Origin of the sequence: Sphingomonas sp. NPDC079357 (assembly GCF_044901155.1) — a bacterium.
Taxonomy (GTDB): Bacteria; Pseudomonadota; Alphaproteobacteria; order Sphingomonadales; family Sphingomonadaceae; genus Sphingomonas.
The window spans coordinates 121607-143185 of the sequence record NZ_JBJDOM010000005.1; the positions used below are offsets into that span (position 1 = coordinate 121607).

The following is a 21579-nucleotide window of genomic DNA, read 5'->3' on the forward strand; positions in this document are numbered from 1 at the left end:
AGGCCACGGCCTATGCCACAGGTTGGTACGGCCTGTCGCGATTGGCGGCCGCCATCCGCCGTCTGATCCAGGCCGAGCAGCGGTTGCCCGCCATGGTCGATGCGGTGATCGCCGGGAAGGCGTCGGCGGTGACTATCCTGCGGCCGCTGACCACCTATATCGACGCAAAGCTGCGCCGGTTGTCGGTCGCGCGCCAAGTTGGGCTGCTCGATTTTTACCGTGACGCCGTGTTGGCAGATGCCAACGATAATAAGTCAAACCCTTGGAAGGCCATCGAGGGGTCACGAGACTTTCTGCGCAAGCAGGCCTGCGTCGTTCGGGCGATCATCACAGTTCCGCGAGCGACCCGCATCGGGCCTTCTACCTTCTCGACGTCATACCCGAGCATCGGTTTGCGATTGGCTGACCGCATCGGAGGCCGGTGGCGTGTCAGATTGCCCCATTCCCAGCCATCAGCGGCCAATTTCCGCCTTCCCGCATTCAGCCATTCGTTCATCTCGGCGGCTGCAGGCGATCAAGGCGGACAAATAGCTCTGGGATCGCCGCCCCCTTTTCGCAAGAACGATCGAGTTTCGGGACGATGGCCGTCGTCTAGCCGCCGCTGTATTGCGGTCAGTGATCCCGCACGGCCGGTGGCGAACCATGGGTAGTCCCTAGCCAAAAGAAACCGTCATACGCATCGTCTGCTTCGGCCGATGCAGTCAGCGAAAAAAACGGGGTATGTCCAAGGTCCGGCTGCCTGCTCAGTGGATGAACCGCGCATTCGATTGCGTCGTCGCGGATGGGTTTGCCGGGCTCTGGTCGCATCCTAGGCTTTAGGTCGCAGGTCCAGGCGGTGCCACCTGAATAGCTGGCGTCAAGCGTGACCATTGGCCCGACGCGCGCGAGGTGCATCGCCATCGGCTCGACATTGATATCCCCACGCTCGAACGACTGTCGACGTGCATGGCCGTTGCCAGTCAGAACGAGGACGATATCATAGGACGCCGCATCGGCAGCTATGCGGATGTTGTCTGCCTGAGCCGCGTCCCGCTGCCCCTGTCGCGGCATCGCGCTAAATTTGCGACGTTGCGCCTCGTCGCGCGCGCCATCGAAGGCGGTGATACGGATTGCGCGACCTTGCCAGGCGAGCTGATGGAGTTGCTTCAGCATGCCCAGCATCGCAACACTGCCTTTTCCGTCACGGCTTCCTTTCCAACCCGCTTGGAGAAGGGCCGCCGCGAACTTTTCGGGCGGCTGTCGCCATGCCGCTTGATATGCGGGATCGAATGCGACGTCATGCTCGACTGCGACCAAGACGCTCTTGCTTTGCGCGGTAAGTGCGCAGGCGACGCGGCTGACAAGTTCAGGCGCTTCTTGCGTTCCGTGAACTTCACCGAAAACAACAAAACGAGGCTTGCGCAGGGCAATGTCCTTCCAACCATGTGGCATATCGCAGCCGGTCGAAACCATGGCCCCAAAAGTGTCCGAGCTGCCCCTTGCTGCGGATACGCCCGGAATGATGATTAACGACAAGAGGATGGCCACTGCTTTGAGCATATCGTCGTCGACCTTTGCGGTTGCATTGCATAGCCTGACGATGACGAGCGTTATTGACAATACCGGGTCCTGGCGCTTGATCCGACAATATTCGCCGAAGCCTCCCTCCCGATAACGAACCTCTCACGAGAATCCAAAGGTGCTGACCGACCAGCCGGCGGCCTTTGAGAGCTGCTTTTCCGAAACCTGTTCCCGATTGCTCTTTCCCGAAAACTCTCGATGCAAGACGGGGAAACGGGAGAGATCGGGCTGAACGGACAATCGCGATCAGAGAGCCGAATTGTCAGCTCGAACGTCCACGAGTGGTTAAAACGGAAAGGCCGTTTTAGAGCGTCGCCTATTTGGGAAGCCGTTGCCTTTGGATTGTATGAGGCGTGGCTTGAGGCTGCCGCCGACCACCCGATGGGGCCGGCAACGCGAAGCACGCGAGTTACGATATGTCAATCAAACCACTGTAGCGGCCAGTTGAGTGAGAGTTGTTGAGGTTCTTAGAGGCAGCACAAGCCAGCGTTTCACTCACTCAGTTTAGGGGGCTCTACAGTGAACGGCAAGGGCAAGATGTTATTTGAGTTCTTGCTCTCATGGGTCATCATACATGTGGCAGGGGTCCTCTTCACCTTCGGCATATTAACCCTCGCGATTATCTCTCCCTTGATCGGCATATTGATGATCGCCGCCGTCCCGCTCCTGCTATTCCTTTGGTTCCGACGATAAAACGCGGGTAGCGTTACATGAATGAAAGGGCATTGAGCGTTGTCGCCCAAGTCGCGCTAAGAGCCGCATTTTGGGCGAATTTGGACGAGTGCGCCTAGGTATCAAGCGGAGACAATCGGGCCAGTCCGCTCCCATCTCTAGGGGAGGATATGATCGAGGTGGAAGCCTCCTCCGTCTCCATTTGCGGCTTTAGCTTGTCAGATAGATCGAGAGGAATGGTGCAACGCCGCTCGCGGCAGCGACGATCCAAGCTGCCGGTTGATCACGACGCCACAGGAGGAACGTGAGCGCTGACAAGTCAAGCACGAGATACCCGGTGAACAACCAAGGCTGCCACTCATCCCCCGGCTCGACTTTGGCCGGCATTTCCTGGGCATATCGTAAAGCTGCGGCTGGGAGAGCTGCGCAACAAAGTAGACCTAAGCCAACAAGCCCGAAACGCCGAAAAGCGGTTTTCAGCTTAAACCACATCTAGCAATCTACGGCGAGCGCTCACGGCCGCAAGTGGGCGCAAGCGGACGGGCAGCGGGTACACGCAGGGTACAACGAGCTTTCTCCGGGGCCGCGGCCGAGGAGCATAGGCCACCGTGGCGGAGGGTATCTCCGCCACGGTCGACTCAGCTTGCTGGAGGCATCAGCGTCACCCGGGTCATCAGTAACACTTGCGCTGCCTTCGCCACGCCATCCTTGCCGACAACCGGAAAGAAGCGATGCCCGCTCTCGCAGGGTGTCTTCTCAAGGTGCTTTTTCTCCTCTTCCGCCCATTCGCCGGCGGAGACCAAGACGGTGCAAATCGAAGGCGTTCCTTCCGCATCTACCTGCTGCCGGACCTCGTAAAGCGCCAGCAATCGACCTCCGTCGCTTGAAGGTGGCACCGGAGGCGGCGAGTCGTCGTGTAGAGCTGCAAATTCCTGACGTATTCGGAATGGCCCGGAGACATTCAGTCGCTTGCGAAGGTCCTTCAATTCGCCGCGACCTCTGCACTGCTCGGGAGTGGCCGACACGGCCTTGCCGTCAATCAGGACGTCGCAACGCACGATCTGATCGGCTGCATCGACCGATGTAAGCTTGGTCATGCTCCAGGGTCCGGTCGTCTGACGGCCTTCGCCGCTTTCGGGAAGCTTCCAGCGGACCGGAAGCATGTACCTGCTGGCGAGCGCACGACCCTCTTTGTCGCGGGCCGGTTCAAATTTCCCCTTACTGAGCACCAGATCGCACGTGCCTTTTTCGAGGGCGGGAGCACCGATCGAAACGTCGATGCTGCAAGCAGTGGGGCGACCGGTAGCGTCGATCGACACGATCACCACCACGCGCCCTTGCTCACCAGCGAAGATCGCTCCAGGCGGATAATCGTCTGGCCCGAGCCAGTCGCCGATATTCAGAGGGACGACTTGCTTGGCCGTTCGCTGAACCTCCTTGCTCAACGCCGGCGTCGCGGCTCCGACGATCGCCATCCCCGCCATCAAACCGATCGTTCGCATGGCGTGCTCCCCTTTTGTCCGCCCATGATCACAGAATAAAACGAAGGGTCAGGCGCGTCCATGATCCTGCCCGCGAAGCTTAAACAGGCTACCGTGCGCGCGCAGCATTGGCCCAGCCTGATCACATCTGGTGCGTCGTCACAATCCGAGCCGGGCAAGCGGATGAGGGTGCACGGGTACTCGGTGGGTATATTCGAGTTCGATCGCCGGTTCCGCCGAGAGAAAAAGGCTACTGCGGCGGAGGGTTCCTCCACCTCAAACGGCCGAATGTCGCATTGAGGCGGGTTAGCTGCCCGTCCACTTTGAAGCGAGTTCCCGTGGTAATCGGCCGTTCAGTCGCTCATTGCGCGCCGCTGCATGACTGCGGCCGAGCTTGCGGTGACGAAGAGGCGTATCGAATTCTCATCTAGGATCGATCGCACAGCGCCGCAGAAAGAGCTCCTTGGCGAAGCCTTTATGATGGATCAGGTCTCGGCGATGTCTGTGGTTCGGGCGCATTAGCGCCGTCGGGTGTCGCTTTCCCCGGCGGCGGAACGATCACGACGGGAATATTATCGATCTTCTCCGCCTTTGGCTGGAACGACTGATAATAGGTTTGCCAAGCGTCGAACGCCGCGTAAAAATCGACGAACGGTTTGTCTAGCCGAAGCAAAGCCGCTCGGGCAAAGGTCGGCAAGTCGTCATCCGAGATCTGGCCGACCTGCGTCACCTCCAGTCGAGCGGCCGCGCAAAAGCCCGCCCGCATCGCCGGTTGCGCATAGAAATTGTAGATACGCGTCTGATCGTCGTCATAAACGCGCTGCCAATCGATCCAGCCGGGCCCCTGCCATTCCCGAATCAGGGCCTGGTAGAAGCGATCGATAACGGCGGCATGCGTCTTGATCCAGGCATTGTAGGCATCGACGATCCCGCCACCTTCCAGGTCGCAGCCAAGCGCCGCTACGTTCAACGCGTTACGTAGATGCCAAACCGCCGCGGAATCCGTATTGTTGAGGTTCGGGGTGAAGTATTTGCCGTCCTTGAGCTTTGCCGGAATTTTCATGCCGACATAGCCACCCGCCGGCATCGATGGGGGTGGCGGCGTAACAAACACGATAGGAGGCGGTGGCTGAATGGGAATGGGCTTTGGGGCGCAGCCTGACACGATCAGAGCAAGTCCGCTTATCAATCCCCAGCCCGGTTTCGTGTTCATGATCCTCAATCGCCCAGGTACCTCGTCGCTACACTGATAGCCGGTAGCGGAAGATGGTCCAAAGAATGGCGAGCGTTGGCGTTCCCCACTTGCCTTTTGGAAGGAGGGTGCCGCGTCGGTTTCTCTGGCGCTAAATAACGCCCGTTGGTGGCGTATACCGTGCGCGAGCGGACCAATGCCTGCGGTATCAGGGGGGTATAATCGGGTTCGTCCTCGCCCCGGATCTAGGAAAAAAGCCTCGATGTCCGTTTCTGGTGGTGAGCAGTCCGACCGCCCTCGGGCCGAATTTGCTAGAAGCGGACCCTCAATCTTCAGACCCGTTCAGAGCCCCAACCATCTGGAACGCCACCATGCTCCTGAGCCATTCTTCCGAGATGCTCTTCGACCGAAGTGATGCTCTCGGCTGACGGGATCATGGTCTTCGAGGCGATCACATCCCACGGGTCGCCTTCCCGGTCGACCTCTTCGATACCGACTTCGAACCCAACCCGGGTCGCCGCCTCAGCGAAGGCGTCGGCAGCCCTGCGCTCCGGAAAGACGTGCGCGAAGTCGACCCTGCGCGGCGAGCCGAGATCGCTCCCATCGGCCTCGATGCCGCTTAAGATCGCGGCGTTTTCGTCAAGTACGGACATGGGCACCTCAGGCTCCCGCATCACGTGAACGAGAGGCAGTTATTGGGCAAGCTGCCATCGCTCAGCAACGGCTAGTTTTGGGCGGAAGCGGAACTTCTCATTCTGAGTTGCGGTCGGCCTCCATGCCTTGGCCTGAACCGCGCCACTGATCGATTTCGTGGCGGTACGCTTTGGGTATGGCTCTGGCTGACTGCGCGATGCGCCACCCGCTTTCCTGAAAAGGATGGTCAATCGAGAAAACGTCACCGACGGCAGGTGTCACGGAAGACCTGCCGCAAACGCCTCATGCAGCCATCTGTTGGAGCGAAGCAATTACGCGATCCTGCCGGTAGGGCTTGGGGAAGAACACCGTCTCCGCCGGTATGACCGTCCGCGGTGGCAATGGCTTTCCTGACGTGATGATGATCTTGATGGGTGGCCAGCGGTCGCGGATGCACGCGGCTAGCTTTATGCCGTCCAGGCCGCCCGGCATGTCGATGTCGGTAAAGACGATCCTGATATCCGGTCTGCTCTCCAAGATCGCGATGGCCTCGGCGGCGTTCGCCGCTTCCAGAGGTTCGTAGCCAGCGTCCTCGACCACCTGTACCGCGAACAGCCGCAGCAGTGGCTCGTCCTCCACAACGAGGACGATCGGCACGGGCTCGTGAGAAGCAATTGTCATAGATTCCTGCTACGCCTGGGCCAAGTGCTCGACGGAGGCCCGCAGGTCAGCCTCGAATCCGTCGGGTTCATAACGGAGTTCGGTGCCGCCCGTTCCGGCCAGACCAAGCTGTATCAGCCTAAATCCGAAGCCTTTTCGGCTCGGTGCGACAACAGGCGGACCGCCAAGTTCGCGCCAACGGACAATCAGGTCATTGCCCTCGATGGCCCAAGTCAGTTCAACGTGACCCCCCTCCACGCAGAGCGCGCCATATTTGCACGCGTTCGTCATCAGCTCGTGAACGACGAGCGAAAAGGACAGCGCGGCACGCGCGCCCAGCGGCACCGAAGGACCATCCAGGGTCATCCGCTCACCGAATCCGACCGTCTCGACCACGGCCTTGGCAACGGTCCGCAGGTCCGCGTCTTTCCAGCTCTTCTGAAGCAGCACGTCGTGCGCCGCACTCAGCGCGACCAGTCGGCGCTCGAAACTCTCGACCGGTTCGCGCTCGGAAACGGTGCGCAATGTCTGGCTGGCGATCGCCTGGATCATCGACAGCATGTTCTTGAGCCGGTGGTTGATCTCGCCGTTGAGGACGCTTTGCTGCTGCTCGGCACGCAGGCGGGCGACGCCTGCCTCCAGACGATCCGCGACACTGCGCAGGAACAGCACCTCGTCGGGCGTCCAGAACCGTGGTCGCGATGCGTTGACGATGAAGATGGCAATTGTGCGTCCGCGTTCCCGCACCGGCATGTTGACCAGCGCACCGATGTCGAGCGCGTGCATTGCCGAGGTATGGGCTGAAGTGCGATGGTCCGTCGCGACATCGTCGATGACCAAGGGGTCACCCGCCACCAGATCGGCGCGAAGTGCGCCGTAATCGTCGAAGCGGTGCCGCCCCGCGATGCTCGCGATGCCCGGCGCGGTCCAGTCCGCCTCTACATCGACGATCTCCACATCGGGATCGACCAAGCCGAAACTCGCCCGCTGCACCCCCAGGATGCGACCGACGACGGCCGCTGCTGCGGAGGTCATCTCGAACGCCTCCTCGCTGGCGCGAATGCGCTCACCGATTTCAATGAGTGCCGTTTGCAGCTGCAGCAGCCGCGCGCTGACCTGCGCGGCACGCCGAAGTTCGAGCTGATCGGAAACCTGCCGACCGAGCGCGCGCAACAGCGTCATCTGTTCCTGTGTAAGGCCTTCAGGGCGCGTCTTCGTGTCGATCACGCAGAGCCGCCCGACGACCATTCCTGAGCGGAGGACCAGCGGTGCGCCGGCATAGAAGCGGAACGCCCGCTCGCCCGTTACCAAGGGGTTCGCCGCGGTACGGGGATCGCACGTCAGGTCGGGGATGATCAGAATTTCGGCTTCGTCCACGTCGATCTGACATACCGATTGGGCCATCTCCGTCTGGCGTACGTCAAGACCCAGACGCGCCTTGAACCACTGTCGATCGTCATCAAGCAGGCTGATGAGGGCGATCGGCGTGTCGCAGGTGCGCGACGCGATGAACACGATGTCGTCGAACGCCTGCTCCTCAGGGGTGTCGAGTACCTCCAACCCCTTCAACGCGCCCGCACGGCGCGAAGTCTGAATTTGCGACAATACCCCGCCCTCTTAACAGCTTGGCCGTCCCCCGGACTTCCAATCCCGCATAGCCTTAGCCGCGTTCAGGGTGCTGAGATACGTCTGATTGATGATTGGACGGACTAGTCGGGCAAGAGCTCGAACCCGACTTCTCCAAAGCGCGAATCGACGGCGGGGAGGCGGCTGGCGTCGACCCCGTTGGCGTCCACGCAGGGAGGCGTGTTCTCAAAATTCGTTCCCGATTGCTCTTTCCCGAAACTACACCGCAGAAAGGAAGTTGTGGGAGCGTGAGGCGCCTTCGAAAACGAAGCTTCTAGAAGGCGGCCAGAAAGTCTGACAAGCGGCCATTCAGTGCAAACGTAGCGCTGCTCGCAAGTGGTCTCTCCTTCATATCCGATGACGCTTTTCTAAACAGGAAGACTTACTTGGCCCCACCGCCTTCCGGCGGGGGCCTGCGGACCGATCTCCAACGCCCGTCACCCGATAGAGGCCGGGCCCGCGAAGCGACCGTGCTCGTTGAGCGTCTTTAAGCGACAAGGCGGAGACGGCATGAACACGATCGAGCGCGGCACTGGACGCACGCTGCTTCTAATCCACGGCCTGGGCGGGAGTTGGCGATCTTGGAGCACCGTCTTGGACCCACTCAGCGCCTCGCGGAAGGTCGTCGCGGTCGACCTTCCCGGCCATGGTGCTACCCCTGCCGAGTCAGACAGCGGAATGTTTGATGGCCTGGTCGGCAGCGTCGAGCGTTACATCGCGGAGGCCGGCTTGTCTGGCGTTGATGTTGTCGGCAGTTCCATGGGCGCGCGGATTGTGCTTGAGCTCGCGCGGCGTGGACTCGTCGGCAACGTGGTCGCGCTTGATCCTGGCGGCTTCTGGCGAGGCTGGGAGCGAACCTTATTCAAAACCACCATCGGCGCCTCCGGTCGCTTGCTGCGAGCCATTCGGCCAGCTCTGCCGGCGTTGAGCCGGAACGCAGCGTCGCGCACGGCGCTGCTCGCTCAGCTCTCTGCGCGTCCTTGGGCGCTTGACGGGGAGACCGTCGCGACCGAGCTGGAAGGTCTCAGTAAGACGCCGACATTCGATGCGCTGGTCCGGAGCCTTGCCACCGGACCTGAGCAGTCCGGTCCTGCCGCTGCCGGCACCGGCCGGGTGGTCATTGGGTGGGGCAGGCACGACCGGCTCTGCCTTCCCAGACAGGCTGCGCGCGCGCAGGCAGCGTTTCCCGGCGCCGAGCTCCACTGGTTTAATGGCAGCGGGCACTTTCCGATGTGGGACACGCCGGAGGAGACAGTCGCCGTCATTCTCGACGCGACGAGGTGAAGCTCCATCCGCTGGACGGCTCGATTGCGCGATGATGGCGGTAGCGACCCAGAAGCGGACGTTTGTTCATTCTGCAGGTACAAACCGAGTGCAGATGGTGAGATGAACAGGATGGTCAGCCATCGCGCAACGCAGGCGCGTTGACGCAGACTTCTCACACTCCGACCGTCGCGGGAGTCGGTAGTTTGCGCGCTCGGTCGGCTCGCCGGTGACCGCCTACCTGCGTTAGCGCTGGTAGGCGCGGCTTTCATCATCGCCGGTGTCATTGTTAGTGAGCTCAAACCGAGCCGGCACGACATTGAAAAACTCATCTAGCCAGCCTTCGGCAACCAAGCAATTTTGATACTTCATGGATGGGTGCGCTGATCCGCGTACACACTGAGGCAACTCGACTGTCGGGTAGTGAAATTGGCCGCACCGCCTTCGCCAAGCCGCAAAAGCAGCGGCGGCGATTGGCGCGACTCTTCCTTGATCGCTTGGGGGTCGTTCACATCAATCATGCTGCTGGTCCTCGGCAAGGCAAGGCGCGCAAACCGCGCCTGTAATCCTGTTCCGAGCCGGAAGGCGTGGCGGGCCGAATTTCGTCGGAAAGATTGCGCCGCCTGCATAATATCCACTATGCTGGATAAATGGAAAAAGATTTGGCGATCGCTGTGCTGGGTGCGCTCGCGCAAGGGACGCGGCTCGATGTATTCCGCCTTTTGGTGCGTCACGAACCGGACGGCGTGGCTGCGGGCGATATCGCCCGCCAGCTCAACGTACCGCAGAACACCATGTCGGCGCATCTTGGCATCCTCGCGCGCGCCGGCCTCGTCCGCTCCGAACGGCATAGCCGCTCGATCATATACCGTGCCGATCTCGACGGCCTGCGCGCGCTGACGCTGTTCCTCGTCAAGGATTGCTGCGCCGGCAACGCGGAACTGTGCGCGCCGCTCGTCGCCGAACTCACCCCCTGCTGCTGAAAGGACATCCCGTGGCCGTCGATATGATTATCTATCACAACCCCGACTGCGGCACCTCGCGCAACACGCTGGCGATGATCCGCAATGCCGGCATCGAGCCGCATGTGGTCGAGTATCTGAAGACTCCGCCCGGCCGTGCGCTGCTGGTCGAGCTGATCGACCGCGCCGGCATGACACCCCGCGATCTGCTGCGCGAGAAGGGGACGCCCTATGCGGAGTTGGGCCTGGGCGACACGGCGCTGTCCGACGACGCGTTGGTGGACGCGATGATGGCGCATCCCATCCTCATCAACCGACCGCTGGTCGTCTCGCCGCTCGGCGTGAAGCTGTGCCGCCCTTCCGAAGCCGTCCTCGATCTGCTGCCAAGCGGCCAGCGCGGCGCGTTCGCCAAGGAAGACGGCGAGCAAGTGGTCGACGCCTCGGGCCAGCGCGTCGCCTGATGCTGCTTGCCGTCCTGATCTTCGTCGCGACGATCACGCTCGTCATCTGGCAACCCAAGGGTCTCGGGATCGGATGGAGCGCGATGGGCGGGGCCGTCGTGGCGCTACTCGCGGGCGTCGTCACGCTGTCCGATGTGCCGGTGGTGTGGGGCATCGTGTGGAATGCGACCGCCGCGTTTGTCGCGATCATCGTCATCAGCCTGCTGCTCGATGAAGCCGGGTTCTTCGAATGGGCGGCATTGCACGTCGCCCGCTGGGGTGGGGGGCATGGTCGCCGGCTGTTCGTCCTGATCGTGCTGCTCGGCGCTGCGGTGTCCGCGCTGTTCGCCAATGACGGGGCGGCGCTGATCCTGACGCCGATCGTCATCGCCATGCTGCGCGCGCTAGGCTTCAAGGACAAAGCGACGCTGGCGTTCGTCATGGCTGCCGGGTTTATCGCCGACACCGCCAGCCTGCCGCTGGTCGTGTCGAACCTCGTCAACATCGTGTCGGCGGACTTCTTCAGGATCGGGTTCGGCGACTATGCGGCCGTGATGGTGCCGGTCGATCTGGTGTCGATCGCCGCTACGCTGGGCGCGCTGCTGATCTTCTTCCGGCGCGACATTCCATCCGATTATGACTTAGCCGCGCTGCGCGCGCCGCATGACGCAATACGCGATGCTGCGACGTTCCGCGCAGGCTGGATAGTTCTCGCGCTGCTGCTCGCCGGATTCTTTCTGCTCGAACCGCTTGGCGTGCCGGTCAGCGCCGTGGCCGCAGCCGGCGCGATCACACTGCTGGTGATCGCCGGGCGGGGCCATGTGATCCGGACCGGCAAGGTGCTGCGCGGCGCGCCGTGGCAGGTCGTGATCTTCTCGCTCGGCATGTACCTGGTCGTCTACGGCCTGCGGAACGCAGGGTTGACCGACCATCTGGCGGCGCTGCTCGATCGCACGGCGCGAGGCGGCGTGTGGGGCGCGGCGCTCGGCACGGGCGTGATCGCGGCCGTCCTGTCATCAGTGATGAACAACATGCCGACCGTGCTGGTGGGCGCGCTCTCGATCGACGCCACCCACGCCACGGGCGCGATCAGGGTAGCGATGATCTACGCCAACGTGATCGGCTGCGATCTCGGTCCCAAGCTGACGCCGATCGGCTCGCTTGCGACGCTGCTGTGGCTGCACGTCCTCGGACAAAAGGGCATTCGGATAGGATGGGGCTATTACTTCCGGGTAGGCGTCACGCTTACCGTGCCGGCGCTGCTCATCACGCTCGCGGCGCTCGCGATCAGGATCAGCATCGCGTGATGGGGCTTACCATCACGGCGCTCGAACCCGACGATCTGACCGAGCTCGCACGCCTGCTCGACGCCGCCAACCTGCCAAGTGCCGATCTCGTCGATCCCGGCCGCCTGTTCTTCAGGTTCGAGGCCGATAGCCTCGTCGGCTATGGCGGTCTGGAGGGTGAAGGGGACGACCGCCTGCTCCGCTCGATTGTCATCCTCGCCGATCGCCGCAGGCATGGCCTGGGCCGAACACTGGTCACCACCCTCGAACGACAGGCGCACACCCTCGGGGTACGTCGCCTCCACCTGCTGACGACGACGGCCGCGCCGTTCTTCCGGACGCTCGGCTATGCCGACGCCGATCGCGGCGCGGCTCCCCCGGCCGTCGCCGGATCGCGCGAGTTCGCCGCGCTGTGCCCCGCGTCGGCCGCTTATCTCATGAAAGCCCTCTGATGCCGCTCCGTACGCTCGCTGATCCCGATACCCTTCCGGCGCTCGATCCTGCCTACGTCATCCAAGGGCCGGCGCTGGGGCTCGGCCCGCTTGATCCCGCGCCGCGTATCCTCCTGCTCTACGGTTCGCTGCGCGAGCGATCCTATTCCCGCCTGAGCGTCGAGGAAGCAGCGCGTCTGCTGCGGTTCTTCGGCTGCGAAACCCGCATTTTTGATCCATCGACACTGCCGCTGCCCGACCAATATGCCGGCGACGACCACCCGGCCGTCCACGAATTGCGCGAGCTGTCTCTATGGTCGGAGGGTCAGGTGTGGTGCAGCCCGGAACGCCACGGTCAGATTACCGGCATCATGAAGCTGCAAATCGATCACCTACCGCTTTCGATGGGCGGTATGCGGCCGACGCAGGGCCGCACGCTCGCGGTCATGCAGGTGTCGGCGGGATCACAGTCGTTTAACAGCGTCAACACGCTACGCGTGCTGGGTCGCTGGATGCGGATGGTGACGATCCCGAACCAGTCGAGCGTCGCCAAGGCGTTCAACGAGTTCGATGACGCCGGGCGCATGAAGCCGTCCAGCTACTATGACCGGATCGTGGACGTGATGGAGGAGCTGGTGCGGTTCACGGTGCTGCTACGCCCGCACGCAGCGCAACTGGTCGATCGTTATTCCGAGCGAAAGGAAGCGGGGGTGCCGATCGACGCCGCCACGGACCTGTCCAGCATCGCGACCGCTTCATAGGGTGTGACCTGCTCTCCGGAAATCATGCCATTGGTAACTTAGCTCGTCAGATGGAGACGAGCGATGCGGCGACGTGTTTCGGCACTTCGCGATCGTCACTCCAGAGGGCCTGGATGATCCGGTAAGGCTGCAAGTCGCTGGATAAAGGGGAATTGTCCTATATAGCACCGGGGCGGGCTGGCCGGGACGCGGCACCCGCGCGTTCTTCCCGGAGTACCCCATGCAGCCGAACACCGCGCTCAGCGCCTTCGGATTCACCGACCTGGAGTCGTCGCTCTACACCGAGCTGCTCCGCCAGGCGCCCGCCACCGGCTATCGCCTGTCACAGCGCGTCGGCAAGGCGCCGGCCAATGTCTATCAGGCATTGAAGGTGATGGAGCAGAAGGGCGTGCTGCTGGCCAGCAACAGCAACGATCCGGTCACCTATACGCCGATCCCGCCCGCCGAGCTGTTCGCTTCGCTCAAGCGCGATTTCGAGCGTCGTCATACCGAAGCGCTCACATCGTTGAGCGCGGTCTATCAGCCGACCCGCGCCGAGGACTTTTTTCAGCTCCGCTCGGTCCCGCATGTCATCGAGCGCGTGCGCGCGATGATCGCGGAAGCGCGCGAGATCGTGTTGTTCGACCTGTTTCCCGCGGTGTTCGATGTCTTCGCCGAGGACATGGCGGCGGCGCGCGCGCGCGGGGTGACGGTGGCGGGGATCGCCTATCGCGAGGAACATGCCGGGCCGACCGTGCCGTTCAACCGTGAAGCGGCGACGTTCGTCGGCGAGGGCTGGCCCGGCGTCGGCGTGCTGGTGGTCGCCGATGGGGCACAGCAACTGATGGCGCAACTCTCGCTCGATATGCAGCATGTGCTGAACGGACTGTGGAGCGACAGCATCTTCCAGAGCTGTTTTCTTCATTCCTATGTCGCGGCGCATATCCGGTTGGTGGCGTTCCGCGAGGATCCGTCCGATCCGCTCAGCGACCTGTCGTTGCAGCAGGCGCAGCCGCCGGGATTGCAGATGCTGATGGCGCAGCGCACCGCCGAGGCCGGCTGATCACCGACCCGGTTCGAGGGTGATGAAAGAATAGCGAGCGCCCTCGCTCGTCCCCGAGGGGTGGCAACATCGTGATCATCCGCTAATCAGGCGCGCGATCACGACAGGGACCCGGCAGCATATGGCGAAGGCAGCATCGGCGCTCGATTATCGCGAGCTGGCGCGGCGGCGACTGCCGCGGTTCCTGTTCGAATATATCGACGGTGGCAGCTATGCCGAGGCGACGCTGCGGCGCAACGTCGATGATCTCGCCGACATCGCCTTGCGGCAGCGGGTGCTGACCGATGTCTCGACGCTCGACCTTTCCACCGAATTGTTCGGCCGGCGGCAGGCGCTGCCGGTCGCGCTTGCGCCGATCGGGCTGGCGGGAATGAACGCGCGGCGTGGCGAGGTGCAGGCGGCGCGCGCCGCGAACAAGGCCGGGGTGCCGTTCTGCCTGTCGACCGTTTCCGCCTGCCCGATCGGCGAGGTAGCGTCGCAAACCGACGCGCCGTTCTGGTTCCAGCTCTACATGATCCGGGACCGCGCCTTCATGAAGGACCTGCTGGCGCAGGCGCGCGCGGCCGGCTGCACCGCGCTGATCTTCACCGTCGACATGCCGGTGCCGGGCTCCCGGTATCGCGATTATCGCAGCGGGCTGGCGGGAGCACCGGGGCTGGCGGGCACGATGCGGCGGACGTGGCAGTCGATGCTGCGCCCGCAATGGGCATGGGACGTCGGGGTGCGCGGGCGTCCGCACCAGCTCGGCAACGTCGCGCCGGTGCTGGGGCGCAACACCGGGCTGGAGGATTTCTTCGCCTGGATGCGCAACAATTTCGACCCGACGGTGTCGTGGCGTGACCTGGAGTTCATCCGCGAGAGCTGGAACGGGCCGCTGGTCATCAAGGGTATCCTCGATCGCGAGGACGCGTTGGCCGCCGCCGAACTGGGCGCGGACGGGATCGTCGTCTCGAACCATGGCGGGCGACAGCTCGACGGCGTGCCCTCGACCGCGCGCGCCTTGCCCGCGATCGCCGAGGCGGTGCGCGACCGGATGACGGTGCTGGCGGACGGCGGCGTGCGCTCGGGGCTCGACGTGGTGCGGATGCTGGCGCTGGGCGCGCACGGCGTGCTGCTCGGGCGCGCCTGGGTCTATGCGCTGGCGGCGCGCGGCGAGGCGGGGGTCAGCCACATGCTGCAACTCGTCGAGGCCGAGATGCGCGTCGCGATGGCGCTGACCAGCTGCACCAGCATCGACAAGATTACCGGTGACGCGCTTGTGCGGTGACGCGTCCTGCCACCCCTCCTCTTGAGGGAACGGGCTTAGCACCACGCCCGCACGCCCAGCGGCACTACCTCGCCGCCGCGAACGCGGTTTATGACACCGCGACTGCGCGACGTCCTGCGCCGACGAGTTCAGTTCGGCACGCGGCTGCAAGATCAGCCTCTGCGTGATCCGCTGGTCATCATAACCTTCAACCCGCGCCGGCACGTCGCCGCGATTGGGCAGAAGGCGGTCGCCTCGACATCGAACCAGTAAGGCGCGAGGCCGTCGACAGCGGCGACCGCATGCCGCCGTGTTCGCGGCGCTATCGCGTGCGGGCCAAGGCGTCGCTGGCGGGCAGGGTGATACCGCTCGCCGCAGCATCGACTGGCGCGACGTGGCAATGCCCCATCGCGGCATGTTCGGGCGGGCAGGGCTCGAACGGTCCCGGTGTCGTGGTCGATTCGGGCGCTTCGCAATGCCCCATCGCCGCATGTTCCGGCGAGCAGGGCGCGACCTCGGGCATTGTCATGATCATCGCCGACGCCGGACGGGGGACGCGCTTCGCCGCGCGCGAACTTGGCTTGGGCTTGGGCTTGGGCTTGGGCTTGGCCGTGGTCCTCGGCTTGGCGGCCAGCTTGGGCATCGGCATCGTCATGCTCGGCCTGTGCCCGACATGATTCATCCCCGGCATCTGCGCGGCGGCGAGGGTGATCGCCAGCGTCACGCTCATGCCGCGGCCTCGCCGCGCGGACGGACGATGCCGCCGAGCTTGACCGGTACGGTACGCTTGCGCGGGGCGTGGTTGCGGTGGCCCACGACCGGATCAATGCAGCAATTCGTCACGCACGCGTATCGCGCGACTCGACAGTCGCACCTCGATCATGAAGGCCACGAACGCGGCGATCAGCAGCGACATCGCGAGGATGAAGCTGACCGCGACATACGGGCCGATATGGCTGTGGGTCAGCGCCCCCATGAACAGCAGCGCCACGACGATACAGGTCGCCACCGCGCTGGCTACCGCCAGGAACAGCGCGAAGTTGATGACGCTCATCCGTTTGGCGAGCCGGCGCAATTCCCACACCAGCCGCGCGCGTTCGTCGAGGTCGATCTGCGGATGCCGTTCCTCGAGCACCCGCACGCGATCGATCACCCGCGACAGCCGGCCAGTCAGCACGTTGAGCAGCGCGCCGATGCCGGTCAGCACGAACACCGGGCTGAGCGAGGCCTGGATCGCCTCGGCGATGGTGGGAAGGGCGGGAGCGTAGGGCATTGCGGTATGTTGTGGCGTCTCGTGGCGCAATCGACAACGCTCGATGACAAATTGTTACGCGGGCGGCCGGATCGTTGAAGCGATGCGGCGCGTACGTATCTCGGAATACGGTTACCGGGCAGCATGGTCCGGGGCCGACGCAAGGAGAAACCCATGATCGTCTCGATCGTCGCCGGGCTGCTGCTCGGCACCCCCATCGCCGAAGAGGCGCACCGCGTGCAGATGGATCACCGCGGGCAACAGGTCGATGTCACGTACCGCAGCGCGGTCGACGTCACGCACAAGCAGCTCGGTGCGGTCGGCGCGCCTGGACGCCCGAGCGCGCTGCGCTGCGCCTGGACCGCTTCGGTCGACGTCCACCGCGAGGCGCGCCACGCCGCCGGGCATATGATGGCGCGCACGATCAGTGCCGATGCGCCGCTGACTGGCAGCCGCCCGGGCTGGTGCGCGACGCAGCGCGATGCGATCGCGCAAGATGTCGCGGCGCGCAGCGGCAAGGTCCGCGACCATCTGCTCGCGGTCGCCGCGCGCGATCAGGATGCGCTGGTCGCCGAACTCGACGCCGCGCACGACCGGGTTCGCGGCTGAGGTGCGGATGCGTCATGTGATCGCCGCCATGCTCGCGGGCGTGGCGGCACTTCCCGCCGCAGCGCAGGTCCAGGCCGGCGTCGAACTCGCCACCGACGAACGCCGCCGCGGGATCAGCTGGAGCGAGGGCAAGGCGGCGCCGTCCGCCTATGCGCGCATTGATTTGCCCGCCGGGTTCGACCTCGGCGCGCGCGTGCTCGCCATACGCGGCGACGCGCGCCACGACGGGGCGGACGGCGTGATCGAGCCGACGCTCGGCTATTCGCGCGACCTCGCCGGCTTTCGCCTCGATGCGTTCGCGACCGGGCATTTCTTCACCGGCGCGCGCGGGAACATGAATTACGGCGAGTTGGGCGCGGGGCTCAACTACTCGCTCGGTCCGGCACAGGCCGGGGTCGAGGCGCGCTACGCCCCGTCGCAAAGCGCGATCGGCGGCGACAATCTCTATCTCGGCGTGCGCGGGCGCGTCGGCATCCCCGCGACGCCGTGGACGGTGACCGGCAGCGCCGGGCGCTCCTCGGGCAGCGTTGACGACGCGATCCGCGCCGCGCGGCTGCGGCCGGACGGGAGCTATCACGACTGGTCGCTGGGCGTGCAGCATATCACCGGGCCGCTGACGGTGGCGCTGGAATATACCGGCACCGACATCCGCAACGGACCGGACCTGTCGCGCTTCGCTGTCCGCGAACATGCCGGCGACCGGCTGGCAGCGCGGATTTCGCTGGGAATCTGACCTCACCGTCGCCCTCCGCAGGCAGGGGCCCATGTCTGCTTAGTCGGTAGATGCGCCTGACACACGGACGACATCCGTGTGTCAGATCATCCGCAACATTCGACAGCCATAGGCCCCTGCCTTCGCAGAGGCGACGGAGTGAAATCCTCTTGAGCCTACACTGACGTTGACGTAAACGGTAGCCAACTTATCGCATCGAGAGGGTTACCGATGACCGACGTCGTGATTGCCGGCTATGCCCGGTCGCCTTTCCACCTGGCGGGCAAGGGCGCGCTGGCGCGGGTCCGGCCCGACGACCTTGCCGCGCAGACGATCCGCGGGTTGATCGAGAAGACCGGCGTCGACGCATCGCTGATCGAGGACATCGTGCTCGGCTGCGCTTTCCCAGAGGGCGAGCAGGGGCTGAACGTCGCGCGGATGATCGGGCTGCTCGCCGATCTGCCGCTGTCGGTGGGCGGGATGACCGTCAACCGCTTCTGCGGCTCGTCGATGAGCGCGATCCACATCGCGATGGGGCAGATCGCGGTCGGCGCGGGCGAGGCGTATATCTGTGCCGGGCTGGAGTCGATGAGCCGCGTGCCGATGGGCGGCTACAACCCGCTCCCCAACCCCGAACTCGCCGCCAAGAGCGCGGGCGCGTACATGGGCATGGGTCAGACCGCCGAGAATGTCGCGCAAAAGTACCAGATCACCCGCACCGAGCAGGAAGCCTTTGCGGTGAAGAGCCAGCAGAAGGCGGCGGCGGCGCGCGAGGACGGCCGCCTGTCCGACGAGATCGTCGCGATCATCACCAAGGCCGGCGCGGTCGATCAGGACGGCACGCTGCGCCCTGACACCACTGCCGAGGCGCTTGCCGGGCTCAAGCCGGCCTTCTCGGCAGACGGCTCGGTGACCGCCGGCACCTCCTCGCCGCTGACCGACGGTGCCAGCGCGGTGCTCGTCACGTCGGAGGACTTCGCCAAGAAGCACAACCTGCCGATCCTCGCCAGGATCAAGGCGATCAGCGTGTCGGGCTGCGATCCCGAGACGATGGGGCTCGGCCCGATCGGCGCCTCGAAGAAGGCGCTGGAGCGCGCCGGCATCGCCGCCAGCGACCTGGATATCGTCGAGATCAACGAGGCGTTCGCGTCGCAGGCGATCGCCTGCATCCGTGACCTCGGGCTCAAGGAAGAGACGATCAACCTCGACGGCGGCGCGATCGCGATCGGCCACCCGCTCGGCGCGACCGGCGCGCGGATCGTCGGCAAGGCCGCCGCGCTGCTTGCACGCGAAGGCAAGCGCTATGCGCTCGCCACGCAGTGCATCGGCGGCGGGCAGGGCATCGCCACCGTGCTGGAGCGCGTGTGATGACCGACAACATTAAAAAGGTCTGTGTGATCGGCGCGGGCGTGATGGGCGCGGGGATCGCGGCGCAGGTCGCCAATGCCGGCGTGCCGGTGCTACTGCTCGACATTCCCGCGAAGCAGGGTGACGATCGCGACGCGGTCGCCAAGGGCGCGGTCGCGAAAATGCTCAAGACCGAACCCGCGCCGTTCATGTCCAAGGCGGCGGCGAAGCTGGTCGAGATCGGCAACATCGACGACCATCTGACGCGCGTCGCCGAATGCGACTGGATCGTCGAAGCGATCGTCGAGCGGCTCGACATCAAGCAATCGCTTTATGCCAAGCTGGAGCAACTGAAGCGTCCCGGCACCGCGGTGTCGTCGAACACCTCGACGATCCCGCTCGAACGGCTGGTCGAGGGCCGCAGCGAGCAGTTCCGCAGCGACTTCCTCATCACGCACTTCTTCAATCCGCCGCGCTACATGCGGCTGGTCGAGATCGTCCGCGGCACCGACACCGATGCGGGCACCGCAGGCAAGGTCGAGGACTTCGTCGACCGCTTCATGGGCAAGCGGATCGTCCGCGCCAAGGATACGCCGGGCTTCATCGCCAACCGCATCGGCACCTATTGGCTGGCGGTCGCGGTCAATGCCGCGATCGACCAGGGGCTGACCGTCGAGGAAGCCGACCAGATCGGCGGGCGACCGATGGGCGTGCCCAAGACCGGCATCTTCGCGCTGATCGACCTCGTCGGCGTCGACCTGATGCCGCTGCTCGCCAAGAGCCTGTCGGACACGCTGCCGCAGGGCGATCCGTATTTCGACACCGTCCGTCCGATGCCGCTGGTCGACCGGATGATCGCGGAGGGCTTCACCGGGCGCAAGGGCAAGGGCGGCTTCTACCGGCTCGACAAAAGCGCGGATGGCAAGCGCACCAAGCTGGCGATCGACCTGACCACCGGCGACTATCGCCCCGAGGCCAAGCCCCAGGGGCTGCCCGCCGCCGCCGAAAAGGATCTCGCCGCGCTCGTCACCGTCCCCGGCAAGGTCGGCGACTATGCGTGGACGATCCTCGGCAGCGTGCTGGGTTATGCCGCGATGCTGGTCGGCGAGGCCGCCGACGATATCGTCGCGATCGATGACGCGATGAAGCTCGGCTATAACTGGAAGTTCGGGCCGTTCGAGCTGATCGACCGGCTCGGGCCGGGCAAGCTCGCCGAGCGGCTGCGCGTCGAAGGCCGCGCCGTGCCCACGATCCTCGACACCGCCGGCGACCGTCCGTTCTACCGCGTCGAGGGCGGCGTGCGCCAGTATCTCGGCAGCGACGGCACCTATCACGACGTGCCGCGCGCCGAGGGTGTGGTGCTGCTGGAGGACATCAAGCGCCGTTCGCAGCCGGTCGCGAAAAGCGCGTCGGCCGCGCTGTGGGACATCGGCGACGGCGTGCTGTGCCTCGAATTCACGGCCAAGATGAACGCGCTCGACGGCGAGGTCGCCAGCCTGATCCAGCAGGCGATCCCGCTGGTGCAGGAGCGGTTCAAGGCGCTGGTGATCTATAACGAGGGCAGCAACTTCTCGGCCGGCGCCAACCTCGGGCTCGCCTTGTTCGCGGTGAAGGCCGGGGCATGGGGCGAGATCGAGAAGCTGATCGTCGGCGGGCAGCAGGCGTTCAAGGCGCTAAAATACGCGCCGTTCCCGGTGGTCAGCGCCCCCGCCGGCATGGCGCTAGGCGGCGGCTGCGAGGTGCTGCTCCACTCCGACGCGGTGCAGGCGCACGCCGAAAGCTATATCGGGCTGGTCGAGGCCGGGGTCGGACTGGTCCCCGGCTGGGGCGGCCATGGCGAATTGCTCGACCGGCTCGCCACATCGAAGGGCATGCCGCGCGGGCCGATGCCGGCGGTGATGAAGGCGTTCGAGCTGATCTCGACCGCGCAGGTGTCGCGCTCGGCGGCGCAGGCGAAGGAGATGGCGTTCCTGCGCCCCTCCGACGGGATCACCATGAACCGCGACCGGCTGCTCGCCGATGCCAAGGCGAAGGCGCTGGCGCTGGTCGACGGCTACACCCCGCCCGAGCCGCCGACCTTCCGCCTGCCGGGCGCGAGCGGGCGCACCGGGCTGGCCGGCGCGGTCGCCGACTTCCGCCGCAAGGGCGTCGCCACAGCCTATGACGAGGTGGTCGCCGGGCGGCTCGCCAACGTGCTGACCGGCGGCGAGGCCGATCTGGTCGACACCGTCACCGAGCAGCAATTGCTCGATCTGGAGCGCGACGCCTTCATGGAAAGCGCGCATGACGAGCGTACCCATGCGCGCGTCGAGAGCATGTTGATGACGGGCAAACCGTTGCGAAATTGACCCACATCCTTCCCCGTCGGCTCGGGCGGGGAAGCGATTCATCTTGCGTTCAACGA

General features: G+C 64.6%; 23 protein-coding genes and 1 pseudogene. 13 read left to right on the forward strand and 11 right to left on the reverse strand.

Going from position 1 to position 21579, the window contains the following annotated elements:
- Positions 1-41 precede the first annotated feature (41 nt).
- Positions 42-650: a hypothetical protein gene (locus ACI2JO_RS15270; protein ID WP_404721472.1), complete on the forward strand. Its 609-nt coding sequence runs from the start codon at positions 42-44 to the stop codon at positions 648-650.
- On the opposite strand, the gene ACI2JO_RS15275 is transcribed toward ACI2JO_RS15270, so the two are convergent.
- The 6 genes from ACI2JO_RS15275 to ACI2JO_RS15300 all read right to left on the reverse strand — a co-directional run bounded on the left by ACI2JO_RS15275 (position 613) and on the right by ACI2JO_RS15300 (position 7803).
- A complete protein-coding gene (locus tag ACI2JO_RS15275) occupies positions 613-1599 on the reverse strand; it encodes a hypothetical protein (RefSeq protein WP_404721473.1) in 987 nt (328 codons plus the stop codon). The genes ACI2JO_RS15270 and ACI2JO_RS15275 overlap by 38 nt on opposite strands.
- Before the next feature lie 1271 nt (positions 1600-2870).
- Complete coding sequence (locus tag ACI2JO_RS15280; RefSeq protein ID WP_404721474.1) at positions 2871-3734, reverse strand: energy transducer TonB; 864 nt, start codon at positions 3732-3734, stop codon at positions 2871-2873.
- Between the two features lie 454 nt (positions 3735-4188).
- Positions 4189-4926 carry a hypothetical protein gene (locus ACI2JO_RS15285; protein WP_404721475.1) on the reverse strand — a complete coding sequence of 246 codons (738 nt, stop codon included), beginning with the start codon at positions 4924-4926 and terminating at the stop codon, positions 4189-4191.
- Between the two features lie 311 nt (positions 4927-5237).
- Positions 5238-5558: a ribonuclease E inhibitor RraB gene (locus ACI2JO_RS15290; RefSeq protein ID WP_404721476.1), complete on the reverse strand. Its 321-nt coding sequence runs from the start codon at positions 5556-5558 to the stop codon at positions 5238-5240.
- Between the two features lie 283 nt (positions 5559-5841).
- On the reverse strand, positions 5842-6219 hold the full coding sequence (locus ACI2JO_RS15295; protein WP_404721477.1) for a response regulator: 378 nt from the start codon (positions 6217-6219) through the stop codon (positions 5842-5844).
- Positions 6220-6228: 9 nt separating this feature from the next.
- Positions 6229-7803 carry a GAF domain-containing protein gene (locus ACI2JO_RS15300; RefSeq protein ID WP_404721478.1) on the reverse strand — a complete coding sequence of 525 codons (1575 nt, stop codon included), beginning with the start codon at positions 7801-7803 and terminating at the stop codon, positions 6229-6231.
- A 531-nt stretch (positions 7804-8334) separates the two neighbouring features.
- Here ACI2JO_RS15300 and ACI2JO_RS15305 point away from each other — a divergent pair.
- Positions 8335-9108 carry an alpha/beta fold hydrolase gene (locus ACI2JO_RS15305; RefSeq protein ID WP_404721479.1) on the forward strand — a complete coding sequence of 258 codons (774 nt, stop codon included), beginning with the start codon at positions 8335-8337 and terminating at the stop codon, positions 9106-9108.
- 225 nt (positions 9109-9333) lie between these two features.
- Here the strand turns inward: ACI2JO_RS15305 and ACI2JO_RS15310 are convergent, their stop codons facing one another.
- Together ACI2JO_RS15310 and ACI2JO_RS15315 are read right to left on the reverse strand one after the other, a co-directional pair.
- On the reverse strand, positions 9334-9459 hold the full coding sequence (locus tag ACI2JO_RS15310; protein ID WP_404721480.1) for a hypothetical protein: 126 nt from the start codon (positions 9457-9459) through the stop codon (positions 9334-9336).
- Positions 9456-9782 carry a hypothetical protein gene (locus ACI2JO_RS15315; RefSeq protein WP_404721559.1) on the reverse strand — a complete coding sequence of 109 codons (327 nt, stop codon included), beginning with the start codon at positions 9780-9782 and terminating at the stop codon, positions 9456-9458. The genes ACI2JO_RS15310 and ACI2JO_RS15315 overlap by 4 nt, the downstream gene beginning before the upstream one ends.
- Between ACI2JO_RS15315 and ACI2JO_RS15320 the strand changes: the two genes are divergently transcribed.
- The 7 genes from ACI2JO_RS15320 to lldD all read left to right on the forward strand — a co-directional run bounded on the left by ACI2JO_RS15320 (position 9738) and on the right by lldD (position 15276).
- Positions 9738-10070 (forward strand): ArsR/SmtB family transcription factor, encoded by a 333-nt coding sequence (locus tag ACI2JO_RS15320; RefSeq protein WP_404721481.1) that lies wholly within the window; start codon positions 9738-9740, stop codon positions 10068-10070. The two genes, ACI2JO_RS15315 and ACI2JO_RS15320, sit on opposite strands and share 45 nt — an antisense overlap.
- Positions 10071-10093: 23 nt before the next feature.
- Positions 10094-10510 (forward strand): arsenate reductase (glutaredoxin), encoded by a 417-nt coding sequence (gene arsC, locus ACI2JO_RS15325; protein WP_404721555.1) that lies wholly within the window; start codon positions 10094-10096, stop codon positions 10508-10510.
- On the forward strand, positions 10510-11796 hold the full coding sequence (locus ACI2JO_RS15330; protein ID WP_404721482.1) for an arsenic transporter: 1287 nt from the start codon (positions 10510-10512) through the stop codon (positions 11794-11796). Before arsC ends, ACI2JO_RS15330 begins: the two co-directional genes overlap by 1 nt.
- Positions 11796-12227 (forward strand): arsenic resistance N-acetyltransferase ArsN2, encoded by a 432-nt coding sequence (gene arsN2 / locus ACI2JO_RS15335; RefSeq protein ID WP_404721483.1) that lies wholly within the window; start codon positions 11796-11798, stop codon positions 12225-12227. The genes ACI2JO_RS15330 and arsN2 overlap by 1 nt, the downstream gene beginning before the upstream one ends.
- Positions 12227-12967 (forward strand): arsenical resistance protein ArsH, encoded by a 741-nt coding sequence (gene arsH, locus ACI2JO_RS15340; protein ID WP_404721484.1) that lies wholly within the window; start codon positions 12227-12229, stop codon positions 12965-12967. The genes arsN2 and arsH overlap by 1 nt, the downstream gene beginning before the upstream one ends.
- A gap of 220 nt (positions 12968-13187) precedes the next feature.
- Positions 13188-14009 carry a TrmB family transcriptional regulator gene (locus ACI2JO_RS15345; RefSeq protein WP_404721485.1) on the forward strand — a complete coding sequence of 274 codons (822 nt, stop codon included), beginning with the start codon at positions 13188-13190 and terminating at the stop codon, positions 14007-14009.
- 121 nt (positions 14010-14130) lie between these two features.
- The gene (lldD, locus tag ACI2JO_RS15350; RefSeq protein ID WP_404721486.1) at positions 14131-15276 is read left to right on the forward strand and encodes an FMN-dependent L-lactate dehydrogenase LldD; all 1146 of its coding nucleotides are present in this window, start codon (positions 14131-14133) and stop codon (positions 15274-15276) included.
- A 156-nt stretch (positions 15277-15432) separates the two neighbouring features.
- On the opposite strand, the pseudogene ACI2JO_RS15355 reads toward lldD, so the two are convergent.
- From ACI2JO_RS15355 to ACI2JO_RS15365, 3 genes and pseudogenes are all read right to left on the reverse strand, one after another.
- Positions 15433-15672, reverse strand: a pseudogene (locus tag ACI2JO_RS15355) (hypothetical protein); the annotation flags it as partial.
- On the reverse strand, positions 15578-15985 hold the full coding sequence (locus ACI2JO_RS15360; RefSeq protein ID WP_404721487.1) for a hypothetical protein: 408 nt from the start codon (positions 15983-15985) through the stop codon (positions 15578-15580). The gene ACI2JO_RS15360 and the pseudogene ACI2JO_RS15355, both read right to left, overlap by 95 nt.
- Before the next feature lie 93 nt (positions 15986-16078).
- The gene (locus tag ACI2JO_RS15365) at positions 16079-16528 is read right to left on the reverse strand and encodes a DUF2721 domain-containing protein (protein ID WP_404721488.1); all 450 of its coding nucleotides are present in this window, start codon (positions 16526-16528) and stop codon (positions 16079-16081) included.
- 153 nt (positions 16529-16681) lie between these two features.
- Here ACI2JO_RS15365 and ACI2JO_RS15370 point away from each other — a divergent pair, with 153 nt between their 5' ends.
- From ACI2JO_RS15370 to ACI2JO_RS15385, 4 genes are all read left to right on the forward strand, one after another.
- The gene (locus tag ACI2JO_RS15370; RefSeq protein WP_404721489.1) at positions 16682-17116 is read left to right on the forward strand and encodes a hypothetical protein; all 435 of its coding nucleotides are present in this window, start codon (positions 16682-16684) and stop codon (positions 17114-17116) included.
- On the forward strand, positions 17067-17849 hold the full coding sequence (locus tag ACI2JO_RS15375) for a TorF family putative porin (RefSeq protein WP_404721490.1): 783 nt from the start codon (positions 17067-17069) through the stop codon (positions 17847-17849). The genes ACI2JO_RS15370 and ACI2JO_RS15375 overlap by 50 nt, the downstream gene beginning before the upstream one ends.
- Positions 17850-18059: 210 nt before the next feature.
- A complete protein-coding gene (locus ACI2JO_RS15380) occupies positions 18060-19196 on the forward strand; it encodes a thiolase family protein (RefSeq protein ID WP_404721491.1) in 1137 nt (378 codons plus the stop codon).
- Entirely contained in the window at positions 19196-21523 is a 2328-nt protein-coding gene (locus ACI2JO_RS15385) for a 3-hydroxyacyl-CoA dehydrogenase NAD-binding domain-containing protein (RefSeq protein ID WP_404721492.1), read from the forward strand. Before ACI2JO_RS15380 ends, ACI2JO_RS15385 begins: the two co-directional genes overlap by 1 nt.
- The last annotated feature ends 56 nt before the right edge of the window (positions 21524-21579 follow it).

Bases quoted from the DNA above. Each gene is read 5' to 3' on its own strand.
- ACI2JO_RS15375 (WP_404721490.1), top strand. From the start codon at position 17,067: ATGCGCTGGTCGCCGAACTCGACGCCGCGCACGACCGGGTTCGCGGCT.
- ACI2JO_RS15305 (WP_404721479.1), top strand. From the start codon at position 8,335: ATGAACACGATCGAGCGCGGCACTGGACGCACGCTGCTTCTAATCCAC.
- ACI2JO_RS15320 (WP_404721481.1), top strand. From the start codon at position 9,738: ATGGAAAAAGATTTGGCGATCGCTGTGCTGGGTGCGCTCGCGCAAGGG.
- ACI2JO_RS15380 (WP_404721491.1), top strand. From the start codon at position 18,060: ATGACCGACGTCGTGATTGCCGGCTATGCCCGGTCGCCTTTCCACCTG.
- ACI2JO_RS15360 (WP_404721487.1), bottom strand. From the start codon at position 15,985: ATGAGCGTGACGCTGGCGATCACCCTCGCCGCCGCGCAGATGCCGGGG.
- ACI2JO_RS15370 (WP_404721489.1), top strand. From the start codon at position 16,682: ATGATCGTCTCGATCGTCGCCGGGCTGCTGCTCGGCACCCCCATCGCC.
- ACI2JO_RS15345 (WP_404721485.1), top strand. From the start codon at position 13,188: ATGCAGCCGAACACCGCGCTCAGCGCCTTCGGATTCACCGACCTGGAG.
- lldD (WP_404721486.1), top strand. From the start codon at position 14,131: ATGGCGAAGGCAGCATCGGCGCTCGATTATCGCGAGCTGGCGCGGCGG.
- arsH (WP_404721484.1), top strand. From the start codon at position 12,227: ATGCCGCTCCGTACGCTCGCTGATCCCGATACCCTTCCGGCGCTCGAT.
- arsN2 (WP_404721483.1), top strand. From the start codon at position 11,796: ATGGGGCTTACCATCACGGCGCTCGAACCCGACGATCTGACCGAGCTC.
- ACI2JO_RS15310 (WP_404721480.1), bottom strand. From the start codon at position 9,459: ATGAAGTATCAAAATTGCTTGGTTGCCGAAGGCTGGCTAGATGAGTTT.
- arsC (WP_404721555.1), top strand. From the start codon at position 10,094: ATGATTATCTATCACAACCCCGACTGCGGCACCTCGCGCAACACGCTG.
- ACI2JO_RS15385 (WP_404721492.1), top strand. From the start codon at position 19,196: ATGACCGACAACATTAAAAAGGTCTGTGTGATCGGCGCGGGCGTGATG.
- ACI2JO_RS15295 (WP_404721477.1), bottom strand. From the start codon at position 6,219: ATGACAATTGCTTCTCACGAGCCCGTGCCGATCGTCCTCGTTGTGGAG.
- ACI2JO_RS15280 (WP_404721474.1), bottom strand. From the start codon at position 3,734: ATGCGAACGATCGGTTTGATGGCGGGGATGGCGATCGTCGGAGCCGCG.
- ACI2JO_RS15365 (WP_404721488.1), bottom strand. From the start codon at position 16,528: ATGCCCTACGCTCCCGCCCTTCCCACCATCGCCGAGGCGATCCAGGCC.
- ACI2JO_RS15330 (WP_404721482.1), top strand. From the start codon at position 10,510: ATGCTGCTTGCCGTCCTGATCTTCGTCGCGACGATCACGCTCGTCATC.
- ACI2JO_RS15290 (WP_404721476.1), bottom strand. From the start codon at position 5,558: ATGTCCGTACTTGACGAAAACGCCGCGATCTTAAGCGGCATCGAGGCC.
- ACI2JO_RS15285 (WP_404721475.1), bottom strand. From the start codon at position 4,926: ATGAACACGAAACCGGGCTGGGGATTGATAAGCGGACTTGCTCTGATC.